Annotated in this window: 21 protein-coding genes and 2 pseudogenes; 13 read left to right on the top strand and 10 right to left on the bottom strand. The window is 70.5% G+C overall.

Going from position 1 to position 16,786, the window contains the following annotated elements; translation table 11 throughout:
• The first annotated feature begins 22 nt into the window (after window positions 1-22).
• The 4 genes from AB0M59_RS45635 (at window position 23) to AB0M59_RS45620 (ending at window position 3,388) form a co-directional block, all read left to right on the top strand.
• Window positions 23-619: a TetR family transcriptional regulator gene (locus AB0M59_RS45635; protein ID WP_364628197.1), complete on the top strand. Its 597-nt coding sequence runs from the start codon at window positions 23-25 to the stop codon at window positions 617-619.
• A gap of 89 nt (window positions 620-708) precedes the next feature.
• Window positions 709-1,857, top strand: a complete 1,149-nt coding sequence (locus AB0M59_RS45630) for a phytase (RefSeq protein ID WP_364628246.1) — start codon at window positions 709-711, stop codon at window positions 1,855-1,857.
• Window positions 1,858-1,925: 68 nt separating this feature from the next.
• Window positions 1,926-2,420 (top strand): SigE family RNA polymerase sigma factor, encoded by a 495-nt coding sequence (locus AB0M59_RS45625; protein ID WP_364628195.1) that lies wholly within the window; start codon window positions 1,926-1,928, stop codon window positions 2,418-2,420.
• Window positions 2,417-3,388, top strand: coding sequence for a hypothetical protein (locus tag AB0M59_RS45620; RefSeq protein ID WP_364628194.1), 972 nt, complete (start codon window positions 2,417-2,419; stop codon window positions 3,386-3,388). Before AB0M59_RS45625 ends, AB0M59_RS45620 begins: the two co-directional genes overlap by 4 nt.
• Here AB0M59_RS45620 and AB0M59_RS45615 read toward each other — a convergent pair.
• Entirely contained in the window at window positions 3,378-4,325 is a 948-nt protein-coding gene (locus AB0M59_RS45615) for a hypothetical protein (RefSeq protein ID WP_364628192.1), read from the bottom strand. The genes AB0M59_RS45620 and AB0M59_RS45615 overlap by 11 nt on opposite strands.
• A 160-nt stretch (window positions 4,326-4,485) precedes the next feature.
• Here AB0M59_RS45615 and AB0M59_RS45610 point away from each other — a divergent pair, with 160 nt between their 5' ends.
• The 3 genes from AB0M59_RS45610 to AB0M59_RS45600 are packed head-to-tail and all read left to right on the top strand — an operon-like array spanning window position 4,486 to window position 6,330.
• On the top strand, window positions 4,486-5,199 hold the full coding sequence (locus AB0M59_RS45610; protein WP_364628190.1) for an ABC transporter ATP-binding protein: 714 nt from the start codon (window positions 4,486-4,488) through the stop codon (window positions 5,197-5,199).
• Entirely contained in the window at window positions 5,196-5,930 is a 735-nt protein-coding gene (locus tag AB0M59_RS45605; RefSeq protein WP_364628188.1) for an ABC transporter permease, read from the top strand. Before AB0M59_RS45610 ends, AB0M59_RS45605 begins: the two co-directional genes overlap by 4 nt.
• Window positions 5,931-5,943: 13 nt before the next feature.
• Window positions 5,944-6,330 (top strand): PPOX class F420-dependent oxidoreductase, encoded by a 387-nt coding sequence (locus tag AB0M59_RS45600; protein WP_364628187.1) that lies wholly within the window; start codon window positions 5,944-5,946, stop codon window positions 6,328-6,330.
• Here the strand turns inward: AB0M59_RS45600 and AB0M59_RS45595 are convergent.
• Window positions 6,314-6,790 (bottom strand): GNAT family N-acetyltransferase, encoded by a 477-nt coding sequence (locus AB0M59_RS45595; protein ID WP_364628185.1) that lies wholly within the window; start codon window positions 6,788-6,790, stop codon window positions 6,314-6,316. The genes AB0M59_RS45600 and AB0M59_RS45595 overlap by 17 nt on opposite strands.
• 192 nt (window positions 6,791-6,982) lie before the next feature.
• Between AB0M59_RS45595 and AB0M59_RS45590 the strand changes: the two are divergent.
• Both AB0M59_RS45590 and AB0M59_RS45585 read left to right on the top strand, forming a co-directional pair.
• A pseudogene (locus tag AB0M59_RS45590) lies at window positions 6,983-7,180 on the top strand (cold shock domain-containing protein); the annotation flags it as partial.
• 30 nt (window positions 7,181-7,210) lie between these two features.
• Window positions 7,211-7,930 carry a cold shock domain-containing protein gene (locus tag AB0M59_RS45585; RefSeq protein ID WP_364628244.1) on the top strand — a complete coding sequence of 240 codons (720 nt, stop codon included), beginning with the start codon at window positions 7,211-7,213 and terminating at the stop codon, window positions 7,928-7,930.
• A 230-nt stretch (window positions 7,931-8,160) separates the two neighbouring features.
• Here the strand turns inward: AB0M59_RS45585 and AB0M59_RS45580 are convergent.
• From AB0M59_RS45580 to AB0M59_RS45555, 6 genes and pseudogenes are all read right to left on the bottom strand, one after another.
• Window positions 8,161-8,753, bottom strand: a pseudogene (locus AB0M59_RS45580) (IS5 family transposase).
• Window positions 8,639-9,001, bottom strand: coding sequence for a transposase (locus AB0M59_RS45575; protein WP_364628183.1), 363 nt, complete (start codon window positions 8,999-9,001; stop codon window positions 8,639-8,641). The pseudogene AB0M59_RS45580 and the gene AB0M59_RS45575 overlap by 115 nt, the downstream one beginning before the upstream one ends.
• A gap of 51 nt (window positions 9,002-9,052) precedes the next feature.
• A complete protein-coding gene (locus AB0M59_RS45570; RefSeq protein WP_364628181.1) occupies window positions 9,053-9,424 on the bottom strand; it encodes a DUF1330 domain-containing protein in 372 nt (123 codons plus the stop codon).
• Between the two features lie 71 nt (window positions 9,425-9,495).
• Entirely contained in the window at window positions 9,496-10,233 is a 738-nt protein-coding gene (gene priA, locus AB0M59_RS45565; RefSeq protein WP_364628179.1) for a bifunctional 1-(5-phosphoribosyl)-5-((5-phosphoribosylamino)methylideneamino)imidazole-4-carboxamide isomerase/phosphoribosylanthranilate isomerase PriA, read from the bottom strand.
• Window positions 10,234-10,269: 36 nt separating this feature from the next.
• Window positions 10,270-10,890, bottom strand: a complete 621-nt coding sequence (gene hisH, locus AB0M59_RS45560; RefSeq protein WP_364628242.1) for an imidazole glycerol phosphate synthase subunit HisH — start codon at window positions 10,888-10,890, stop codon at window positions 10,270-10,272.
• Between the two features lie 32 nt (window positions 10,891-10,922).
• On the bottom strand, window positions 10,923-11,777 hold the full coding sequence (locus AB0M59_RS45555) for a hypothetical protein (protein WP_364628177.1): 855 nt from the start codon (window positions 11,775-11,777) through the stop codon (window positions 10,923-10,925).
• Between the two features lie 171 nt (window positions 11,778-11,948).
• Here AB0M59_RS45555 and AB0M59_RS45550 point away from each other — a divergent pair, with 171 nt between their 5' ends.
• The 3 genes from AB0M59_RS45550 to AB0M59_RS45540 are packed head-to-tail and all read left to right on the top strand — an operon-like array spanning window position 11,949 to window position 13,914.
• The gene (locus AB0M59_RS45550; RefSeq protein ID WP_364628175.1) at window positions 11,949-12,125 is read left to right on the top strand and encodes a hypothetical protein; all 177 of its coding nucleotides are present in this window, start codon (window positions 11,949-11,951) and stop codon (window positions 12,123-12,125) included.
• A 48-nt stretch (window positions 12,126-12,173) separates the two neighbouring features.
• Complete coding sequence (locus tag AB0M59_RS45545) at window positions 12,174-13,346, top strand: acyl-CoA dehydrogenase family protein (protein ID WP_364628173.1); 1,173 nt, start codon at window positions 12,174-12,176, stop codon at window positions 13,344-13,346.
• 37 nt (window positions 13,347-13,383) lie between these two features.
• Window positions 13,384-13,914, top strand: a complete 531-nt coding sequence (locus AB0M59_RS45540; RefSeq protein WP_364628171.1) for an NIPSNAP family protein — start codon at window positions 13,384-13,386, stop codon at window positions 13,912-13,914.
• Here AB0M59_RS45540 and AB0M59_RS45535 read toward each other — a convergent pair.
• The gene (locus AB0M59_RS45535; RefSeq protein WP_364628169.1) at window positions 13,903-14,499 is read right to left on the bottom strand and encodes an NUDIX hydrolase; all 597 of its coding nucleotides are present in this window, start codon (window positions 14,497-14,499) and stop codon (window positions 13,903-13,905) included. The two genes, AB0M59_RS45540 and AB0M59_RS45535, sit on opposite strands and share 12 nt — an antisense overlap.
• Window positions 14,500-14,803: 304 nt before the next feature.
• On the opposite strand from AB0M59_RS45535, the gene AB0M59_RS45530 reads away from it, so the two are divergent.
• A complete protein-coding gene (locus AB0M59_RS45530; RefSeq protein ID WP_364628168.1) occupies window positions 14,804-15,910 on the top strand; it encodes a hypothetical protein in 1,107 nt (368 codons plus the stop codon).
• On the opposite strand, the gene AB0M59_RS45525 is transcribed toward AB0M59_RS45530, so the two are convergent.
• Complete coding sequence (locus AB0M59_RS45525; RefSeq protein WP_364628166.1) at window positions 15,888-16,784, bottom strand: transketolase; 897 nt, start codon at window positions 16,782-16,784, stop codon at window positions 15,888-15,890. The genes AB0M59_RS45530 and AB0M59_RS45525 overlap by 23 nt on opposite strands.
• Window positions 16,785-16,786 lie beyond the last annotated feature (2 nt).

Below are 16,786 nucleotides of genomic sequence, written 5' to 3'. Positions count from 1 at the left end.
ACGGGCGTTCTAAGCTCGGCCAATGGCACGGGCGGGGCGGCGGCCGGGGCAGACCGAGACGCGCGAGAAGATCCTCGACGCGGCACGGCACCGGTTCGCGGAGCTGGGGTACGACGGCGCGACGGTCCGCGGGATCGCCGCCGACGCGGGCGTGAACGCGGCCCTGCTGCACCACTTCTTCGGCAGCAAGCAGGCCTTGTTCGCGGCGGCGATGAACCTGCCGGTGAACCCGGCGGACCTGGTCCCCGCGATCCTGGTGGGCCCGCGCTCTTCACTGGGCGAACGGCTGGTGCGGGCGTTCCTCGCGGTCTGGGCTTCACCGGAGGGGCGGACGCCGTTCATCGCGATGCTGCGCGCGGCGGCGACGAACGAGCAGGTCGCGTTGATGATGCGCCAGTTCATCGAGCGCGCGGTGCTGGCCGAGGTGGCGCGGGCGCTGGACGTGCCGCGGATCCGGGTGACGGGGATCGCGTCGCAGATGATGGGGGTGGCGCTGCTGCGGTACGTGATCAAGCTGCCCCCGCTGGCGGAGGCGGACGACGAGGAGATCGTCGCCCTGCTGGCCCCGGTGGCGCAGTACTACCTGGAAGGCCGCGAAGCCGTCGGTGGCCCGCCGTAGGCTGTTCATCGGGGGCTGCTCATCACGGCGCGTTCACTTCGTGGCCATCCGATTCGTCTAGTTTGCCGCGCGTGCGCAGACTTCTTCCGGTGGCCGTGGCCGCCGTCTCACTGCTGACCGCCGTCCCCGCCTCCGCGTCGTCTCGTGCTCCTTCGCCGGTGGTGCAGACGCAGGCCTTCGCCGAACCCGCCGACGCCGACGACCCGGCCATCTGGGTCCACCCGCACGACCCGTCGCGCAGCGTCGTGCTCGGGACGCTGAAGGAGGGCGGGCTGGCGGCGTTCGGCCTGGACGCGCGGACGCTGCAGCGCGTCCCGGCGGGCCCGGGCGGCCGGTTCAACAACGTCGACGTCGTCGGCGACCTGGCGGTGGTCAGCGACCGCGGCCAGGACCGCATCCGGGTGTACCGGATCGACCCGCGCGGTGCGGCGGCGGGCGCGCACGTGCTGCGCGACGTGACCGACCCCGCCGCCGCCCGGGTGTTCCCGGAGTCCGCAGTGGACGAACAGCGCACCGCGTACGGCCTCGCGGCGGGCCGCGACCCGGTCACGGGGATCCGCTGGGTGACGGTGACCCGCCGCCACGAGACGCGGGTGGCGCTGCTGCGGCTGGTCGACGAGCCGGGCGGGAAGGTCGGCACGGCTCCGCTGGCGACGGTGGACCTGCCGTCGTCCTTCCGGCTGCCGAACGGGGTTTCCTGGTCGCCGTGCGAGGAGCCGGGCGAGGGCCCGCAACTGGAGGGCTCGGTGCTCGACGGCCGGGTGCTCTACACCGCGCAGGAGGACGTCGGGATCTGGCGGATCCCGCTGAGCCCGGCCGGGTTCGGGCGGCCCGAGCTGGTCGACCGGGTGCGCTCGTACGGCGTCCCGTCGCGCTGGGACGCCGTCGCCGAGGAGTGTGTGCCGGACGGCGCCGACGCGGGCTTCGGCGGCAAGTGGCTCGAGGCGGACGCCGAAGGCCTGGCGGTGGCGCACGGCAAGCTGTTCGCCTCCAGCCAGGGCGACTCGCGGTTCGTCGTGTACGGCCCCGGCCGGACGCGTGACCTGCGGATCGTCGCGGGCCGCGGCACGGACTCGGTGGAGCACTCCGACGGCTCGGCGATCAGCACGGCGTACCTGGGCCGCGAGTTCCCCCACGGTCTGCTGGTGGTCCACGACGGCGAGCGCCGCCCGGCCGCCGGCGACCTCGCGACCACGGGCTTCGCCTTCCTCCGGCTCGAGGACGTCATTCCCCGCTGAGAAACTTCCCACTCCCGTGCATCAGCCCGGCCCGCTCGCGCGTCCAAGAGAGGACGGAAGGGACGCGTGTGCGCTTTGAAGAGTTCGTGGCGGAGCGGCTGGACGGGCTGCTGCGCTACGCCACCGTCCTGACGAACGACCCGCACCTGGCGCAGGACATCGTCCAGGACGTGCTGCTGCGCGCCCAGCAGCGCTGGGCCGGCATCGACTTCCCGCCGACCTACGTGCGGCGGATGATCACCAACGAGTACCTGTCGTGGCGCCGGCGGGCCGTGCGGCGGATGGTGCCGAGCAGCCACGACGTTCTCGACGCGCTCGGCCCGCCGGAAGCCGATCCGTCGGCCGCCTACGACGAGCGCGACGCCATGCTCGGCCTCCTGGAGACGCTGCCTCGCAAGCAGCGCGCGGCGATCGTGCTGCGCTATTACGAGAGCTACTCCGACGCCGAGATCGCCGCTGTCCTGCGCTGCGGGACTTCCACCGTGCGCAGCCAGATCTCCCGCGCCCTCGCGACCCTCCGCCAGGCCCCGCAGCCCACGACCCTCACCGGAGCCCCCGAATGACCCGCAGCGAGCACGAGACCGAGACGCTGATCCGGGACAGCCTCGACCGGCTCGCCGCCCGCGCCCCGGACGGCGACGCGGTCCGGAACGCGCTGGCCCGCGCCGGGCGGCAGCGGCGTCCGGCGGTGAAGCTGGCGCTGGTCGCCGCGGCGGTGGTCGTGCTGGTCGCCGGGGTCTTCGTGGGCACGCAGGCGATCACCACCCCGGACCTCGACCCGGCCGCGAGCCGCCCGGTGCTCGGCTACAGCCCGGGCTGGCTGCCGGACGGCTTCACCGAGCAGTACCGCGAAGGCGGCCCCGGCACCACGCCGCAGGTCCGGCGGTGGTTCGCCGGCCAGGCGGAGGTCACGCTGTCGGTCTACTCGACCGCCGACCCCGAGTGGTCGCAGACCGAGCTGCGGATCGCGTCGATCCGCGACCAGGTCCTGGTGCGCGGCCGCGTCGCCATGGTCACCGGCGACACCGGGACGGCCGCGCTGGTCACCTGGCTCGCCGACGACGACCACGTCTTGACCGCGCGGGTCGGCGGGGTCCCCGACGCCCGCGTGGTGGCCCTGTGGATTGCTCAGGGGGTCACCGCCGCGCCGGTCGGCGTCCGCGGTGAGCTGCGCTTCGGCGCGCTCCCGGCCGGGCTGACCGGGCGCTCGGCCGTGGTCAAGGGCACCGGCCCGGCCGACGCGAGCACCGAGCTGACCGCCGCCGATCCGGCACGGCCGTCGGTGCCCGCGGTCCGCGTCACGGCGAGCGCCGGCTCCCCCGGCGTGAACGGCGCCGCCCCCGTCACCGTGCGCGGCGGCCAGGGGTTCTTCGTGGCGGGACAGGAAGCGTTCGTCGCGGTCAAGCTCCCGTCGGGGCGCTGGCTGACGGTGGCGGGCCCGCGGCCGGAAGCCGAGCTGGTCGCCGTCGCCGACAGCGTCCAGCTCGACCCCGCACCCGACTACCGGTGGCTCGGGCGGCCTACCAGCTGACCATCGGGAACCAGATGATCCCGAGCCGGCCGAGCACGCGAACGTCCCAGTAGAGCAGCGTGAACGTGCCGCCGACGAGCAGCGCCGCGCCGGTCACCGTCGCGATCCGGGCGGGTTTCGCGGCGAGCCAGCGCTGCACGCGCCCGCCCGTGGCGTGCGTCAGGAGCAGGAACAGCAGCGCCATGACGACGATGTTGCCGACCGACTGGAGCGCGAACGCGGCCGCGCCGTAGAAGACGTCGTGCTGCTCGGCGGCGCTGCGGAACATGATCCGGAACAGCGGGTAGGGCCGGCCGATGAGGAACCCGCCGATGAGCGCGCCCATCAGGACGAGCGGCGCCGCGGGGTGGCGGGCGACGAACCCGGCGAACGGGTTCGGGATGATGCCGAGCGCGATCAGGCCCATGACCAGGAAGACCACCCCGACGACGCCGAACGCGACCATCGACTGGATGCTGCGCGGGCTCAGCCCCGTCGTCTGCGCGGTGGAGAACTGCGGCATCCGCGTGCCGACCAGGGCGACGACGACGCCGTAGACGATCGACACGGCGAGCATGCCCGCGGCGATCCAGCCGAGCGGCCTGAGTGTGGTGGCGAAGCGCCGTTTCTCGCCGGCCTGGCCGCCGACCAGCGGGGCGACCGCGCCGAAGGCGGCGATGTTGCAGGCGGTGAAGGAGCCCGCGAGGCCGGAGACGAACGCGAAGAGCGTCCCGGCGAGGACTCCGCTGATCGGCGTGGCCTTCGCGTCGTACCCGAGCAGGCCGTTGGCGACGCTGTCGCCGATGACGGAGTCGACGAACGGCGCCGACCACAGCGCGGTCAGCGCGAAGCCGGCGAGGATCGCGACGACGGCGATCGCGGCTCGGCGCGCGGGATGGGGCCCCGCGCCGAAGAACTGTACTTGCGGACGAACCGGTACCTGCTGCGTGACGGCCATCGACATGCCCCTCCAGGTCGGGGAAACCCCAAGACCACAAAGCGTTTCAGACACGGGCGTTGAAACGCTTCCGCCGGTCGAGTGGGTTCGGGAGGCGAACGGACTACGCGTTTTTCACGCCCCTTGACTCCGGGAACTCACCGGGCGCAGAATTAATCGCATGACTAATTCTGCCCTCGAGGTCACCGGCCTCCGGGTCCGGCGCGGTGGCCGGCCGGTGGTGCGGGACGTGAGCTTCTCGGTGCCGCGCGGCGCCGTCACCGGGCTGCTCGGCCCGAGCGGCTGCGGCAAGACCACGTTGATGCGGGCGATCGTCGGCGTGCAGATCGTCGAAGGCGGCACCGTCACCGTGCTGGGCCTGCCCGCCGGCAGCCCGCCACTGCGGCGCCGGATCGGTTACGCCACCCAGAACCCGGCGATCTACGCCGACCTCACCGTCCGGGAAGCCCTGCGGTACTTCGCCGCGGTGCTGCGCGCGCCGGCGTCCGATGTGGACAGAGTGATCGCCGAGGTCGGCCTGGAAGACCACACCGGCAAGCTCGTCGGGTCGCTCTCGGGCGGGCAGCACAACCGCGCGAACCTCGCCGTTGCCCTGCTCGGCAAGCCGGAGCTGCTCGTGCTCGACGAACCGACCGTCGGGCTCGACCCGCTGCTGCGCGACGAGCTCTGGGCGCTGTTCCGCCGGCTCGCCGACGGCGGCGCCACGCTGCTGGTGTCCAGCCACGTCATGGACGAAGCCGCGCGCTGCGACCGCCTCCTGCTCATGCGCGAAGGCACCCTCCTGGCCGACGACGCGCCGCTCGCCCTGCGCGAGCGCACCGGCGCCGCCGACCTCGAGCAGGCCTTCCTGCACCTGGTGAGGGCCGCGTCGTGAACCCCGCGCTGACGCTCGCGACCACGCGGCGCATCCTCCTGCAGCTGCGGCACGACCCGCGCACCTTCGTGATGCTGATCGTGGTGCCGACGTTGCTGATGATCCTGTTGCGGTACGTCTTCAACTCGACGCTGGTGTTCAGCCACGTCGCGCCCGCGCTGCTCGGCGTGTTCCCGTTCCTGATCATGTTCCTGATCGCGTCGATCACGACGCTGCGGGAGCGGACCACGGCCACCCTCGAACGCCTGATGACGCTCCCCATCGGCCGGCTCGACCTGCTCTTCGGCTACGCGCTGGCGTTCGGCTCGATCGCCGTCGTGCAGGTGGCGCTCGCGGCGGGCGTCTCGCTGTGGTGGCTCGGCCTCGACCTCGCGGGGTCGGTGGTGATGCTGCTGGTGATCGCGGTCCTGGACGCGTTGCTGGGCATGGCGCTCGGGCTGTTCGTCAGCGCGTTCGCCCGCACCGAGTTCCAGGCCATCCAGTTCATGCCGGTGTTCGTGCTGCCGCAGATCCTGCTGTGCGGGCTGTTCGTGCCGCGCGAGGACATGGGCTGGCTGCTGCGGTGGCTCTCGGACGTGATGCCGCTGTCGTACGCGGTCGAGGCGCTGACCCGCGTCACCGCCTCCAGCACGATCGACGCGGTGATCCTGCGGAACCTCGTGGTCGTGGCGTGCTGCGCGCTGCTGGCGCTGGTGCTCGGCGCGGCGACGCTGCGGCGCCGGACGCCGTGACTACCGTGGGCGCATGGCTTCCGAAACGGACCGGCTCGCGGCCGAGCGCTACGTCGTCCTGACCACGTTCCGCCGCGACGGCCGCGCGGTGCCCACCCCGATCTGGGTGGCCGGCGACGGCGGCGAGCTGGTGCTGTGGTCGGAGCGCAAGGCCGGGAAGGTCAAGCGCATCCGCAACAGCGGCCGGGTCGAGGTCCAGGCGTGCGACCTGCGCGGGCAGAAGACGCACGGCGCGGTCGCCTCCGGGCAGGCCCGGCTGCTGGACATTTCGGAGACCGAGCGCGTCCGGAAGGCGATCGCGCGCAAGTACGGCATCGTCGGGCGGGTCACGATGTTCTTCTCGAAGCTGCGCGGCCCGGCGGACCGGACGGTCGGGATCGCCGTCAAGCTGGACGGCTGAAGCTACGGAACCCGCGGCGCAGGTAGTTCGGCAGCGCGTTCGGGTGGTCGAGCGTCGAGGTGTGCAGCCAGACTCGGCGCGCACCCGGTAGCGTCCACGCGTCGGCGACGACGAGGGTGAGCGCGTAGCCGCCGAGCCCCTTGCCGACGAACTCCGGCAGCAGGCCGAAGGTGGTGATCTCGACGTCGCCGCCTTGCCCCGGCTCGACGTCCGCGGCACCCGCGACGTCGCCGCGGTACTCGATGAGCCGGTACTGCCGTTCCGGTTCGGCGAGCCAGCTTTCCCAGTCCTCGTCCGTCCTGGACGCACTCGGCCACCGGTACGGCGCGCCGATCCGGACGTGCAGGTCGCGGATGACGGGTCCGGCCTCGGTGGCTTCGAGCGCGACGCCGTCGACGACCGGCGCGGGGTTGAGCTGTTCGGCGGCGGTCATTTCGAGCTGGGTGACGATCTCCTCCACCCGCGGCAACCTAGGGGAAGCGAGTGCCGCTGTCAGCCCCTTAGACCTGGTCTCAAAACTCGGCGTGTCGCTAGGTGAACCAACGGCCCGCCCCTGGCTCCGCACCGCCCGCCCGTGGGCCCGGCCCGACGGACCGGAGGACTGTCAGAGAGACTGGGGGCCAGTGCCCGCCCTCTCGACCTGGAGCCTTTGATGCCGCAAGGAACCGTCCGTTGGTTCGACGCCGAACGTGGTTTCGGCTTCCTCGCGCCCGAGGACGGCTCGCCGGACGTGTTCGTGCACGCCTCCGAGATCGTCGGGGACGGCGGCGCGAAAATGCTCCGCGAGGGTCAGGCCGTCGTGTTCGAGGTCGGCGAGAACGACCGCGGGCCCCAGGCGCTGCACGTTCGCGTCACCGCCGATGCGGCCACCGGCAGCGCCGTGGGCCTGCTCGGCACCATCAACTGGTACGAGCCGGGCAAGGGGTACGGCTTCGCGTCGCCGGACGGCGGCGGCGCCGACATCTTCGTGCACAGCTCCGCCATCGTGACCGGCGGCGTGGTCACCGAGGGGCAGCGGGTGGCCTTCCTGATCGTCGAAGGCGAGCGCGGCCCGCAGGCCGGGCACGTGATCCCGCTGGGAGCAGGGGCCGGCTCACCCGCTGCGGCTGGTATCGCGGACGGTGCCGACGGCACGGTGGCCTGGTACGACGAGGACAAGGGCTTCGGCTTCATCAACCCCGACTCCGGCGCCGGGGACGTCTTCGTTCACGCCCGGGCCCTGGCCGAGGGGCTGACGTGGCTCGCGGAGGGCGACCGCGTCGCCTACGAGGTGGCTAGTGGAGACAAGGGCCCGCAGGCCCGCGACGTGCACCTGGTCCGGGGCGCCGAGCCCCAGACGGCGCCGCAGCGGTCGGCACCTGCCGCGGCCGCAGGGCCAGCGGCGCGGGACGTGCCCGTACGAGGCGGCGAGGGCGTCGTCGCGCGCTACGACGACGACCGCGGCTTCGGCTTCATCACCCCGGACGCAGGCGGCGACGATCTCTTCGCCCACGCGTCCGTGATCATGGGGTCGGAGCCGCTGCAGAAGGGTGACCGGGTCCGGTACGCGGTGCGTCAGAGCGACCGGGGCCCGCAGGCCGACCGCATCGAACGCCTCTGAAGAGGCGGCCCCACCGATGGCTGATCACTTCCCGACGAGAGTGCTCGTTCATCCCCGTCGATGGTGCCGTCAGCAACGCGGCTGCAGCCTCCTCCAGGAGATCGATCTCCCTCGTGGTGACGGGGGCCCCGTGCCGACCCGAGGACCTGCTCCGCGCTCAGAAGCTCACCAGTCACCCCCACCCAACGACACGGAGCTACCGATGTATCCCAAACGAATGAATGGATGCGTTAGACCTGGTCGCAGAGCTCGATCTTGATGAGCCGGCGGACGTTGATCACGGTGCAGGCCAGCGTGAGTAGCGCCAGCGTGGTGCGTTCGGTCCGGTCGTAGCGCAGCCCGAGGCGTGTGAACCGCAGCAGCCAGGAGAGGGTGCGTTCGACGACCCAGCGGACCCGGCCGAGGCGGGAGTTGCCCTCAATCCGCGCCGGGCGATACGGACCTTGATTCCGCGGCGGGTCAGGTAGCGGCGGCAGCGGCGGTAGTCGTAGCCCTTGTCGGCGTGCAGCTTGTCCGGTCGGCATCGTGGCCGGGCCGCCCGGCCGTGGTGGCCGCGCACGGTCGGGTTCGTGTCCGGCAGCGGCTCGAATAGCATGCTGTCGTGGGTGTTTGCCGCCGACAACATGATGTGCAGCGGTAGCCCGTTCGCGTCGCACAGAACGTGGTACTTGGAGCCGGCTTTACCCCGGTCAGTGGGGCTGCGGCCGGTCAGCTCGCCCCCCTTTTCGACCCCACCGACACCGCGTCGATGCAGCCTCTGGTCCAGTCGAGCTCGTCGACGTTGGACAGCTCGTCGAGCACGAGCTGGTGCAGCCGGTCCCACACGCCGGCGTCCTGCCACTCACGTAACCGCCGCCACGCGGTGTGCCCGGAACCGCATCCGAGCTGCTCGGGTAGGTCTCGCCAGCGGCAGCCGGTGTCGAGCACGAACAAGATCCCCTCCAGCGCGGCACGGTCATCGATCCGGGGCCGCCCACCCGGACCGCGCGGCGCTGGTCGGGACGGGATCAGGGGTTCGATCAGCTCCCAGAGCCGGTCTTCGACCCGCCGCTGCTGCGTCGTCTTCGCCACGACTGCCCACGATCGACGACCAGGACCGGCAGGTTACGCAGTGACACACCCTTAAGTTTTGAGACCAGGTCTTATCGGGGCCACGCTCGCCGCGCGCATCGCCGCGGCCATCGCGGCCGAGTCGTGGTCCGGCCCGCAGCCTTCGACGAGCACCAGGTCACCGGGGATGTGGTCGGCGCGCAGCCGCAGGATCTCGCGGTAGGCGGGTGAGTCGTACCACTCGTGCGCCGCGGCGAGGTCCGGGAACTCGATGACGACGAGCGCGCCGGGCCACTCGCCTTCCATGACCTGCACCGGCGAGCCGTGGACGACGAACTTGCCGCCGTACGGACCGAGCGTCGCCTGGATGCGCTCCAGGTACCGGAAGACGTCCTCGGGCAGCACGGCGGGCGGGCGCAGGTGGGCCAGTCCGTAGGCGGTCATGGCGTTCCTTTCGTTGTCCTGAAAGGAATCCTGACGCTTTCCCCGCACGACGTCGATTACGTCGGAGGGAACTAGACCTTCGCGACCGCGGCGAGGGCCTCGGGCAGCGTGAACGCCCCGGCGTAGAGCGCCTTCCCGACGATGGACCCCTCGACGCCGTCGGAGGCCAGGCCGGCCAGTGCGACGAGGTCGTCCACACTGGACACGCCGCCGGAGGCGATCACCGGCGCGTCGGTGCGGGCAACGACGTCGCGCAGCAGCTCGAGGTTCGGGCCCTTCAGGGTGCCGTCCTTGCTCACGTCCGTCACGACGTAGCGGGACGCGCCGTCGCGGTCCAGCCGCTCGAGGACCTCCCAGAGGTCGCCGCCGTCGGACGTCCAGCCGCGGGCCGAGAGCCGGTGGCCGGCCTCGGTGATCCGCACGTCGAGGCCGATCGCGACGCGGTCGCCGTACTCGCCGATCACGCGGGCGGTCCACTCCGGGTCCTCGAGCGCGGCGGTGCCGAGGTTGACGCGGCGGGCGCCGGTGGCGAGCGCGGCCTTCAGCGAGGCGTCGTCGCGGATGCCGCCGGAGAGCTCGACCTGGACGTCGAGGCGCCCGACGACGTCGGCGAGCAGCTCGCGGTTGCTGCCCTTGCCGAAGGCGGCGTCGAGGTCGACCAGGTGGATCCACTCGGCGCCGTCGCGCTCCCAGGCGAGCGCCGCTTCGAGCGGGCTGCCATAGGAGGTCTCGGTGCCGGCCTCGCCCTGGACGAGTCGCACGGCCTGGCCATCGGCCACATCAACGGCGGGAAGCAGCGTGAAAGTCACGCCCGTAACTCTAGGGCGGAGACCCGCGTCACCCGGTCAGAGGGTCGCGAGCCAGTTCCGCAGCAGCTGCGCGCCCGCGTCACCGGACTTCTCCGGGTGGAACTGGGTGGCCCACAGCGGCCCGTTCTCGACCGCCGCGACGAAGTCCTCGCCGTGGTTGGCCCAGGTGACCTTCGGTTCCTGGCCGGGCAGGCCGGACTCCAGCTCCCACGTGCGGGCGGCGTACGAGTGGACGAAGTAGAACCGCTCGTGCGGGTCGAGGCCGGCGAAGAGCTGCGAGTCCGCCGGCGCGCGCACGGTGTTCCAGCCCATGTGCGGCAGGACGTCGGCGTTCAGCCGGTCGACGACGCCCGGCCACTCCCCCGTGCCCTCGGTCTCGTCGCCGTGCTCGACACCGCGGGAGAAGAGGATCTGCATGCCGACGCAGATGCCGAGCACCGGACGGCCGCCGGCGAGGCGCTTGCCGATGATCCGGTGGCCCTTGACGTCCAGGAGCCCCGCCATGCACGCCGAGTACGCGCCGACCCCGGGCACGACCAGGCCGTCGGCCTCGATCGCGGCATGCGGGTCGGCGGTGACCTCGACTTCGGCCCCGGCGCGCGCCACAGCGCGTTCGGCGGAGCGGAGGTTGCCGGAGCCGTAGTCGAGAATCACCACACGAGACACGCCACCCAGCGTAGCCGTCGCCGTCAGCGGCGCTCGAACGAATAGACGTCCGTCACGGTGTTGCACGGCGCCGGCGGCACGACCTCGACGCGCAGCACGCCGGCGTCGTAGTCGACGCCTTCGGGAGTGAACGTGCCGGTGCAGGTGCTGACCAGCGGAACCTGGCTGATCTCGCGCACCTTCGCCGTGACGTCGTGGCCGTTCACCGGCCGCGGGAGATCGATCTGCAGGAGCTGCAGGTTCGTCGCGTACAGGTCGTTGTACGGATCGCTCGTCGCGCAGATCAGGCGGGTCGGGCTGACGAAGTCGCAGCCCTGGGCGCTGCGGATGTGGTGGTCGAGATGGATGCGGGCGGCGACGGGGAGGTCGCCGGCCTGCTTCGGGCCGCGGGGGTTGAGGAACGGCGTCGGGGAGACGTAGAGGCGGTCGATCTCGCCGAGCGGGCCGGAGACCAGCCACTGGCCGTCGGGGGTGGCCGCGACCTGGGCGTTGGCGTTCGGGGCCGGCTCGTCGGCCTGCAGCGGGTGGACGAACTCCGTCGTCGTCCCGTCGGGCTGGGTGACCAGGTACATCTTCTTCGTGGGCGTCGGGGTGACGGTGTCCTGGTAGACGTCGAAGACGTAGCCGCGCAGCGAGTCCGGGTCGCCGACGTGGCCCCAGCCCTCGTCCTTGAGCGGCTGCGGGATAGTGGCGCCGTTGCGGTAGACGATCTCGGGGGCGTGGCCGGGCAGGCGCAGCGTGGTGATGCCCTCGCCGCTGACCCGGTTCTCGGCGGTCGTGTGCCCGACCTGGCGCCAGGGGTTTTCGTGCGCTGTGGCGACGCCGGTGGCCGTCAGCAGGGTGGCAGTGGTGAGAGCGAGCAGACTGGCCGCGCGCATGTGCGCTCCTCGGGAGTAGAGGCCTTGGCGGCGGCGACGCGATTCTGCCACGGAAGGGTCACCGGCCGGAAGAATCTTGGAGAAGGCCGTTTGAGCGTCCCGGCGACTGGGTATCAAGTCACCCGATCGTGTGGGCTGACCCCGGCACGACCGGACGCCGAGGAGGCGAAGATGGCCGAGGACGACCTGCTGTCCCAGATGCTGCACGCCTGGCGTGACGACATCGAGAGCGTGCCGTTTCCGCAGTTCAGTGAGCTGCTGATCCCTCGCCAGCAGATCCGGCCGCGGTGTTCGCCGTCCGCGTCTGCTGCCCGCGTGACGAACGCCACGCGGAAGACAGACGCCTGACTGTGGTTTCCTGCGGGGGCCGCATCGACGCGTCCCCCGGGAGCCCCCATGAGCCGCACCCCTGATCCGCACGACTTCCTCGACCTCGACGCCGGGCTCGCCGAGGAGGAGCGCGCCATCCGCGACGCCGTCCGCGGGTACGCGAAGGACAACCTGCTGGATCACATCGCGGACTGGTACGAATCGGGCGCGCTGCCGGCCGCCGAGCTGGCCAAGGGCTTCGGTTCGCTGGGACTGCTGGGCATGCACCTGGAGGGTTACGGCTGCGCCGGCACCAGCGCGGTCGCGTACGGCATCGCGTGCCGCGAACTGGAAGCCGTCGACTCGGGGCTGCGGAGCTTCGTGTCGGTGCAGGGTTCGCTGGCGATGTACGGGATCCACAAGTGGGGCAGCGAGGAGCAGCGTCAGGAGTGGCTGCCGCGAATGGCCACCGGCGACGCGCTGGGCTGCTTCGGCCTGACCGAGCCGGACGCGGGCAGCGACCCGGGCTCGATGCGGACCCGGGCGGTGCGCGACGGGTCCGACTGGGTGCTGTCGGGCACGAAGATGTGGATCACCAACGGAACGGTCGCCGACGTCGCGGTGGTCTGGGCCCAGACCGACGACGGAATCCGCGGCTTCGTCGTCCCGACGTCGACCCCGGGGTTCACGGCCAACGAGGTCAAGCACAAGCTGTCCCTGCGGGCGTCCCTGACGGCGGAGCTGGTCCTCGACGGCGTCCGGCTGCCTGCGTCTGCGGCATTCCCCGAGGTCCGGGGCTTGAAGGGCCCGCTGTCGTGCTTGAACGAGGCGCGCTACGGGATCTTGTTCGGCGTGGTCGGCGCGGCTCGCGCGTGTTACGAGTCGGCGCTGGAGTACACGTTGTCGCGGTCGCAGTTCGGCAAGCCGCTGGCCGGGTTCCAGCTGACGCAGCGCAAGCTGGCCGACCTGCTGGTGGAGGTCAACCGAGCGGGTCTGGTGGCGATGCAGATCGGGCGGCTGAAGGACGCGGGGTCGTTGCACCACAACCACGTGAGCTTCGGCAAGATGGCGAACGTCCGCTCGGCTCTTTCCGCGGCGCGCGAGGCGCGTTCGATGCTGGGCGCGAACGGGATTTCGCTGGAGTACCCGGTGATGCGGCACATGGCGAACCTCGAGACGGTGCTGACGTACGAGGGCACGGAGGAGATGCACGCGCTGTCCCTGGGCCAGGCGGTGACGGGGCTGGCGGCGTTCCGCTGATCCGTTTTTGTCGGTGGTCGCCGGTAGCTTCCTCGGCGTGGACTTCTCTTCTTTCGAAACGGTGCTGGAGCTACGGCGCTACACCCTGCACCCGGGGCGTCGCGACGAGCTGATTTCGTTGTTCGAGCGCGAGTTCGTCTCACCTCAGGAAGCGGCCGGGGCGCACCTGTTCGGGCTGTTCCGCGTGCCGTCATCGCCGGACGAGTTCTTGTGGCTGCGGGGGTTCCAGTCGATGTCCGCCCGGAAGGCGGCCCTCGAATCGTTCTACTTCGGCCCGGCCTGGCGGCGCTCCCGGGACGCGGCGAACGCCACGATGGTCGACTCGGACAACGTGCTGCTGCTGCGTCCGGTCCGTCGCGGGCTGGCTTCTCCGCCGCCGGGGTCCGGGGTCTACATGTCCTTTGCGGCGTCGCCATCGGCTTTCGCGGTGTTCGAGACGGAGCCGTCGCCGAACAACTTCCCCCAGCTGCCGGTGCGCACGGACGGGCCGTTCACGGTGTCGTTCAGCCGGGAGGCTTCGGAGTCATCGGTTCCGCTGGAGCCGACCGCGCGATCGCTACTCCGATGAGAGCAGTTCTGTGAGCCCGTTGGGGTAGAGGATCTTGCTGCCGTTCGTGAAGTCCTCGATGGCCACCCACCGCGCGGTGGCGGGGTCATCGAGGATCTTCATCTCCTCGCGGTGGTAGAGACCGTCATCGACGAACGCGGCTTCGTAGACAAAGGCGATCTCGTGCCCGGGTCGATCACGCCAGGTGAAGACGTTCTCGAGCACCCCGAGCCGCTTCCCGACTTTGATCTCGGCGTCGAGCTCTTCGACGAACTCGCGCTTGAGGGCGTCCTTGCTGCTCTCGCCGAACTCGACCCCACCCCCGAGGGGACGGTAGTAGGTCTCGTCCTTGAAGTCGTCCCGCCCTTCGAAGACGAGCAGCGCGTCGTCACGCCAGATGACCGCGAGCGCGAGCGGCCTGATGGTGAGCCCCATGGAGGTCACGCTATCGGCCTGCGGCTCGCGAAGCACCACCCAGCCGATCCCGCCCACTCCCATCGCCAACAGAATCGCCGCGGCGAGCCAGGCCCACTGCGCCCCGAACACCCCGGCCACGGCAACCACAACGATCCCGACGACAGGCACCGCCCAGGGCGAGAAGCCCATCACCACCTCGTCTCGGCTTGTCGACTAGGCCTGAATGCTGGCCTAACATGGTCGAATCCTGGAGGGCGGGGGTGACGGCTGTGCGAACCCTGCGGTTGACGCTCAAGCTCCTTCGGGTGCGAGCGATCCTCGGCTACAGCGATCCCCCGTCACGCCTGCCCGGCAACCGGCGCGGAGACCGCGGCAAACCGAAACCGGTCTGCCAGTACTGCAAGGCCACGCGCAGGAAACACACCGTGAGCGAAACCGCGCCTGGTCGCTACCACTGCGACGAATGCGGGCGGCGAGTCACTCCGGACGGAGCATGACGTCGTCCGTCGCGGATACGACCATGTCCGTCGGCAGCCGAGTCGGGCGCTACTTCAGCCTCGTCAGCATGGTCCCCTCGCTCTTCCTGGTGCTGTGGACAGCGGCACTGACAGCGAGCAATGCCTGGGCCGGCAAGCCCGATATCGACACGCTCAAGGACTGGCTCGCGGCTGTGTCCGTCCGCACCGTTGCCTGGATGGTCCTCCTGACCCTGATCGTCGCCCTTTTCCTGCACCCGCTGCAGTTCGCCATGACTCGGCTGCTCGAAGGATATTGGGGCAGTTCACTGCCCGCTCGCGTCGCACTGCGCTGGCGGATCGGTCGCCACCGCCGTCGGCACGCCCGGCTCAAGAAGCGCATGAAAGCGCTCGAAGATAGATGGCGTTCCGGACTCGACAAGATCCTGACCGGCCGCGGTACGGACCCGGACGACTTCGACAGTGAACGAGCGCCACTCTTCGAATCCGAGGACGGCAACCGCTTCACCGGACTGCACGCGGCACGGGAGTCGATCTACGCAACGTTGAACGCCTATCCCGCGCTATATCCCGCCCGGGACCGGATCCTTCCCACCCGGCTCGGCAACGCCCTCCGCAGCGGCGAAGACTCGGCTGGCCGGCCGTACGGGATCGACGCCATACTCATCGCACCGCACCTGGCGCTCGTCGCCGAGGAAAGCCACGTGCGTTACCTGCGGGACAGCCGGCAACAACTCGACACCGCGGTCCGCCTGTGCGTGGTTTCTTTCGTGGCCTTCTTGCTGACGACGGGCGGATTGCTGACTGACGGCTGGTGGTTGCTGCTCGCCATGATCCCCTACACACTCAGCTATGTCGCCTATCGCGCATCCGTCGCCTCCGCCGCCGACTACATGGTCGCAGTGGCGACCGTCATCGACCTGAACCGATTCAAAGTCTACGAAAGGCTGCATATCGAGCTTCCCGACAGTACGGCGGAAGAACGCCGAAGCAACAGAAAACTCATGAAACTGCTCGACGAGGAACGGACGATCCACCGAAACCGCAAGGTCAGCATCGGCTACCGACATCCCGCCACCGTCGACACCTCCGGTACTCCCCCTACTCCCCCAGGAAATCCCTGATCGACAGCCTCAACGACCCCGCATCCAGCCCATGCGCCAGATCATGGTCCGCGATTCCCCCATAAGTCCGAACCTCCGCATCCCGCCGAACCCCCAACGACCGCAACCGATGCGGCAAGTCCGACAAAGCCTCCGAAACCCAGTAAGCCGAAGTCCCAGCCAGATAAGGCTCCACAAGAACCACTGAAGGCGAAGCCGAAAGCACGGCCGACCGCAAACCAGCCGCGTCAAAAGGCCGAATAGTAGACACATACAACACCGTCACATCCAGGCCCGCGCACGCCCGCAGCACCCGATCCAGCACCGGCCCCACAGCCACCACAACACCGGACGCCCCGAACCGCAGCCGAGTGAAGCCAACCCCGAGATGCGGCGAAGCGTTAGCCTGCGCCGAAAGCCGCAGATAGACCCGCCCATCCCCCGGAACCGACTCCAGCAACAACCGACGAGCCTCGGCAGCATGCCCCGGCACGTGGACCGTCCACCCCGGCAACGAATCGATCAAAGCAACGTCCCCAGGTGACTGATGCGTCCGCCCCTCCGCCGACATGTCGTACGAAGCCCCGTACGACACCAGAACCCCACCCACCTCCTGGTGCGAAAAGTCCAGCTTGATCTGCTCGAAAGCCCGCTCCACCAGGAACGACGGGAACGTGTGCACGATCGGCCGCAACCCCGCCAGCGCCAGACCCGCACCGGCGCTGACCAGCAGTTGCTCCCGGATCCCCACGTTGATCACCCGGCCCGGATGGCGACGAGCGGCGCCGGCCAGCTGGGCCGCCGAGATGTCCGCCAAGACCACAGCCACGTCCGGGTCCGGGTCCGGGTCCGCGTCCAGAATTTCCTCGGTCGTCTTCAGAAACGTTTCCCTCATGG

Source organism: Amycolatopsis sp. NPDC051371 (assembly GCF_040682155.1).
GTDB lineage: Bacteria > Actinomycetota > Actinomycetes > Mycobacteriales > Pseudonocardiaceae > Amycolatopsis.
This window is presented reverse-complemented; position numbering and strand designations above follow the sequence as displayed.

Bases quoted from the DNA above. Each gene is read 5' to 3' on its own strand.
- AB0M59_RS45635 (WP_364628197.1), top strand. From the start codon at position 23: ATGGCACGGGCGGGGCGGCGGCCGGGGCAGACCGAGACGCGCGAGAAG.
- AB0M59_RS45620 (WP_364628194.1), top strand. From the start codon at position 2,417: ATGACCCGCAGCGAGCACGAGACCGAGACGCTGATCCGGGACAGCCTC.
- AB0M59_RS45615 (WP_364628192.1), bottom strand. From the start codon at position 4,325: ATGGCCGTCACGCAGCAGGTACCGGTTCGTCCGCAAGTACAGTTCTTC.
- AB0M59_RS45610 (WP_364628190.1), top strand. From the start codon at position 4,486: ATGACTAATTCTGCCCTCGAGGTCACCGGCCTCCGGGTCCGGCGCGGT.
- AB0M59_RS45600 (WP_364628187.1), top strand. From the start codon at position 5,944: ATGGCTTCCGAAACGGACCGGCTCGCGGCCGAGCGCTACGTCGTCCTG.
- AB0M59_RS45570 (WP_364628181.1), bottom strand. From the start codon at position 9,424: ATGACCGCCTACGGACTGGCCCACCTGCGCCCGCCCGCCGTGCTGCCC.
- AB0M59_RS45555 (WP_364628177.1), bottom strand. From the start codon at position 11,777: ATGCGCGCGGCCAGTCTGCTCGCTCTCACCACTGCCACCCTGCTGACG.
- AB0M59_RS45550 (WP_364628175.1), top strand. From the start codon at position 11,949: ATGGCCGAGGACGACCTGCTGTCCCAGATGCTGCACGCCTGGCGTGAC.
- AB0M59_RS45545 (WP_364628173.1), top strand. From the start codon at position 12,174: ATGAGCCGCACCCCTGATCCGCACGACTTCCTCGACCTCGACGCCGGG.
- AB0M59_RS45535 (WP_364628169.1), bottom strand. From the start codon at position 14,499: ATGGGCTTCTCGCCCTGGGCGGTGCCTGTCGTCGGGATCGTTGTGGTT.
- AB0M59_RS45530 (WP_364628168.1), top strand. From the start codon at position 14,804: ATGACGTCGTCCGTCGCGGATACGACCATGTCCGTCGGCAGCCGAGTC.
- AB0M59_RS45525 (WP_364628166.1), bottom strand. From the start codon at position 16,784: ATGAGGGAAACGTTTCTGAAGACGACCGAGGAAATTCTGGACGCGGAC.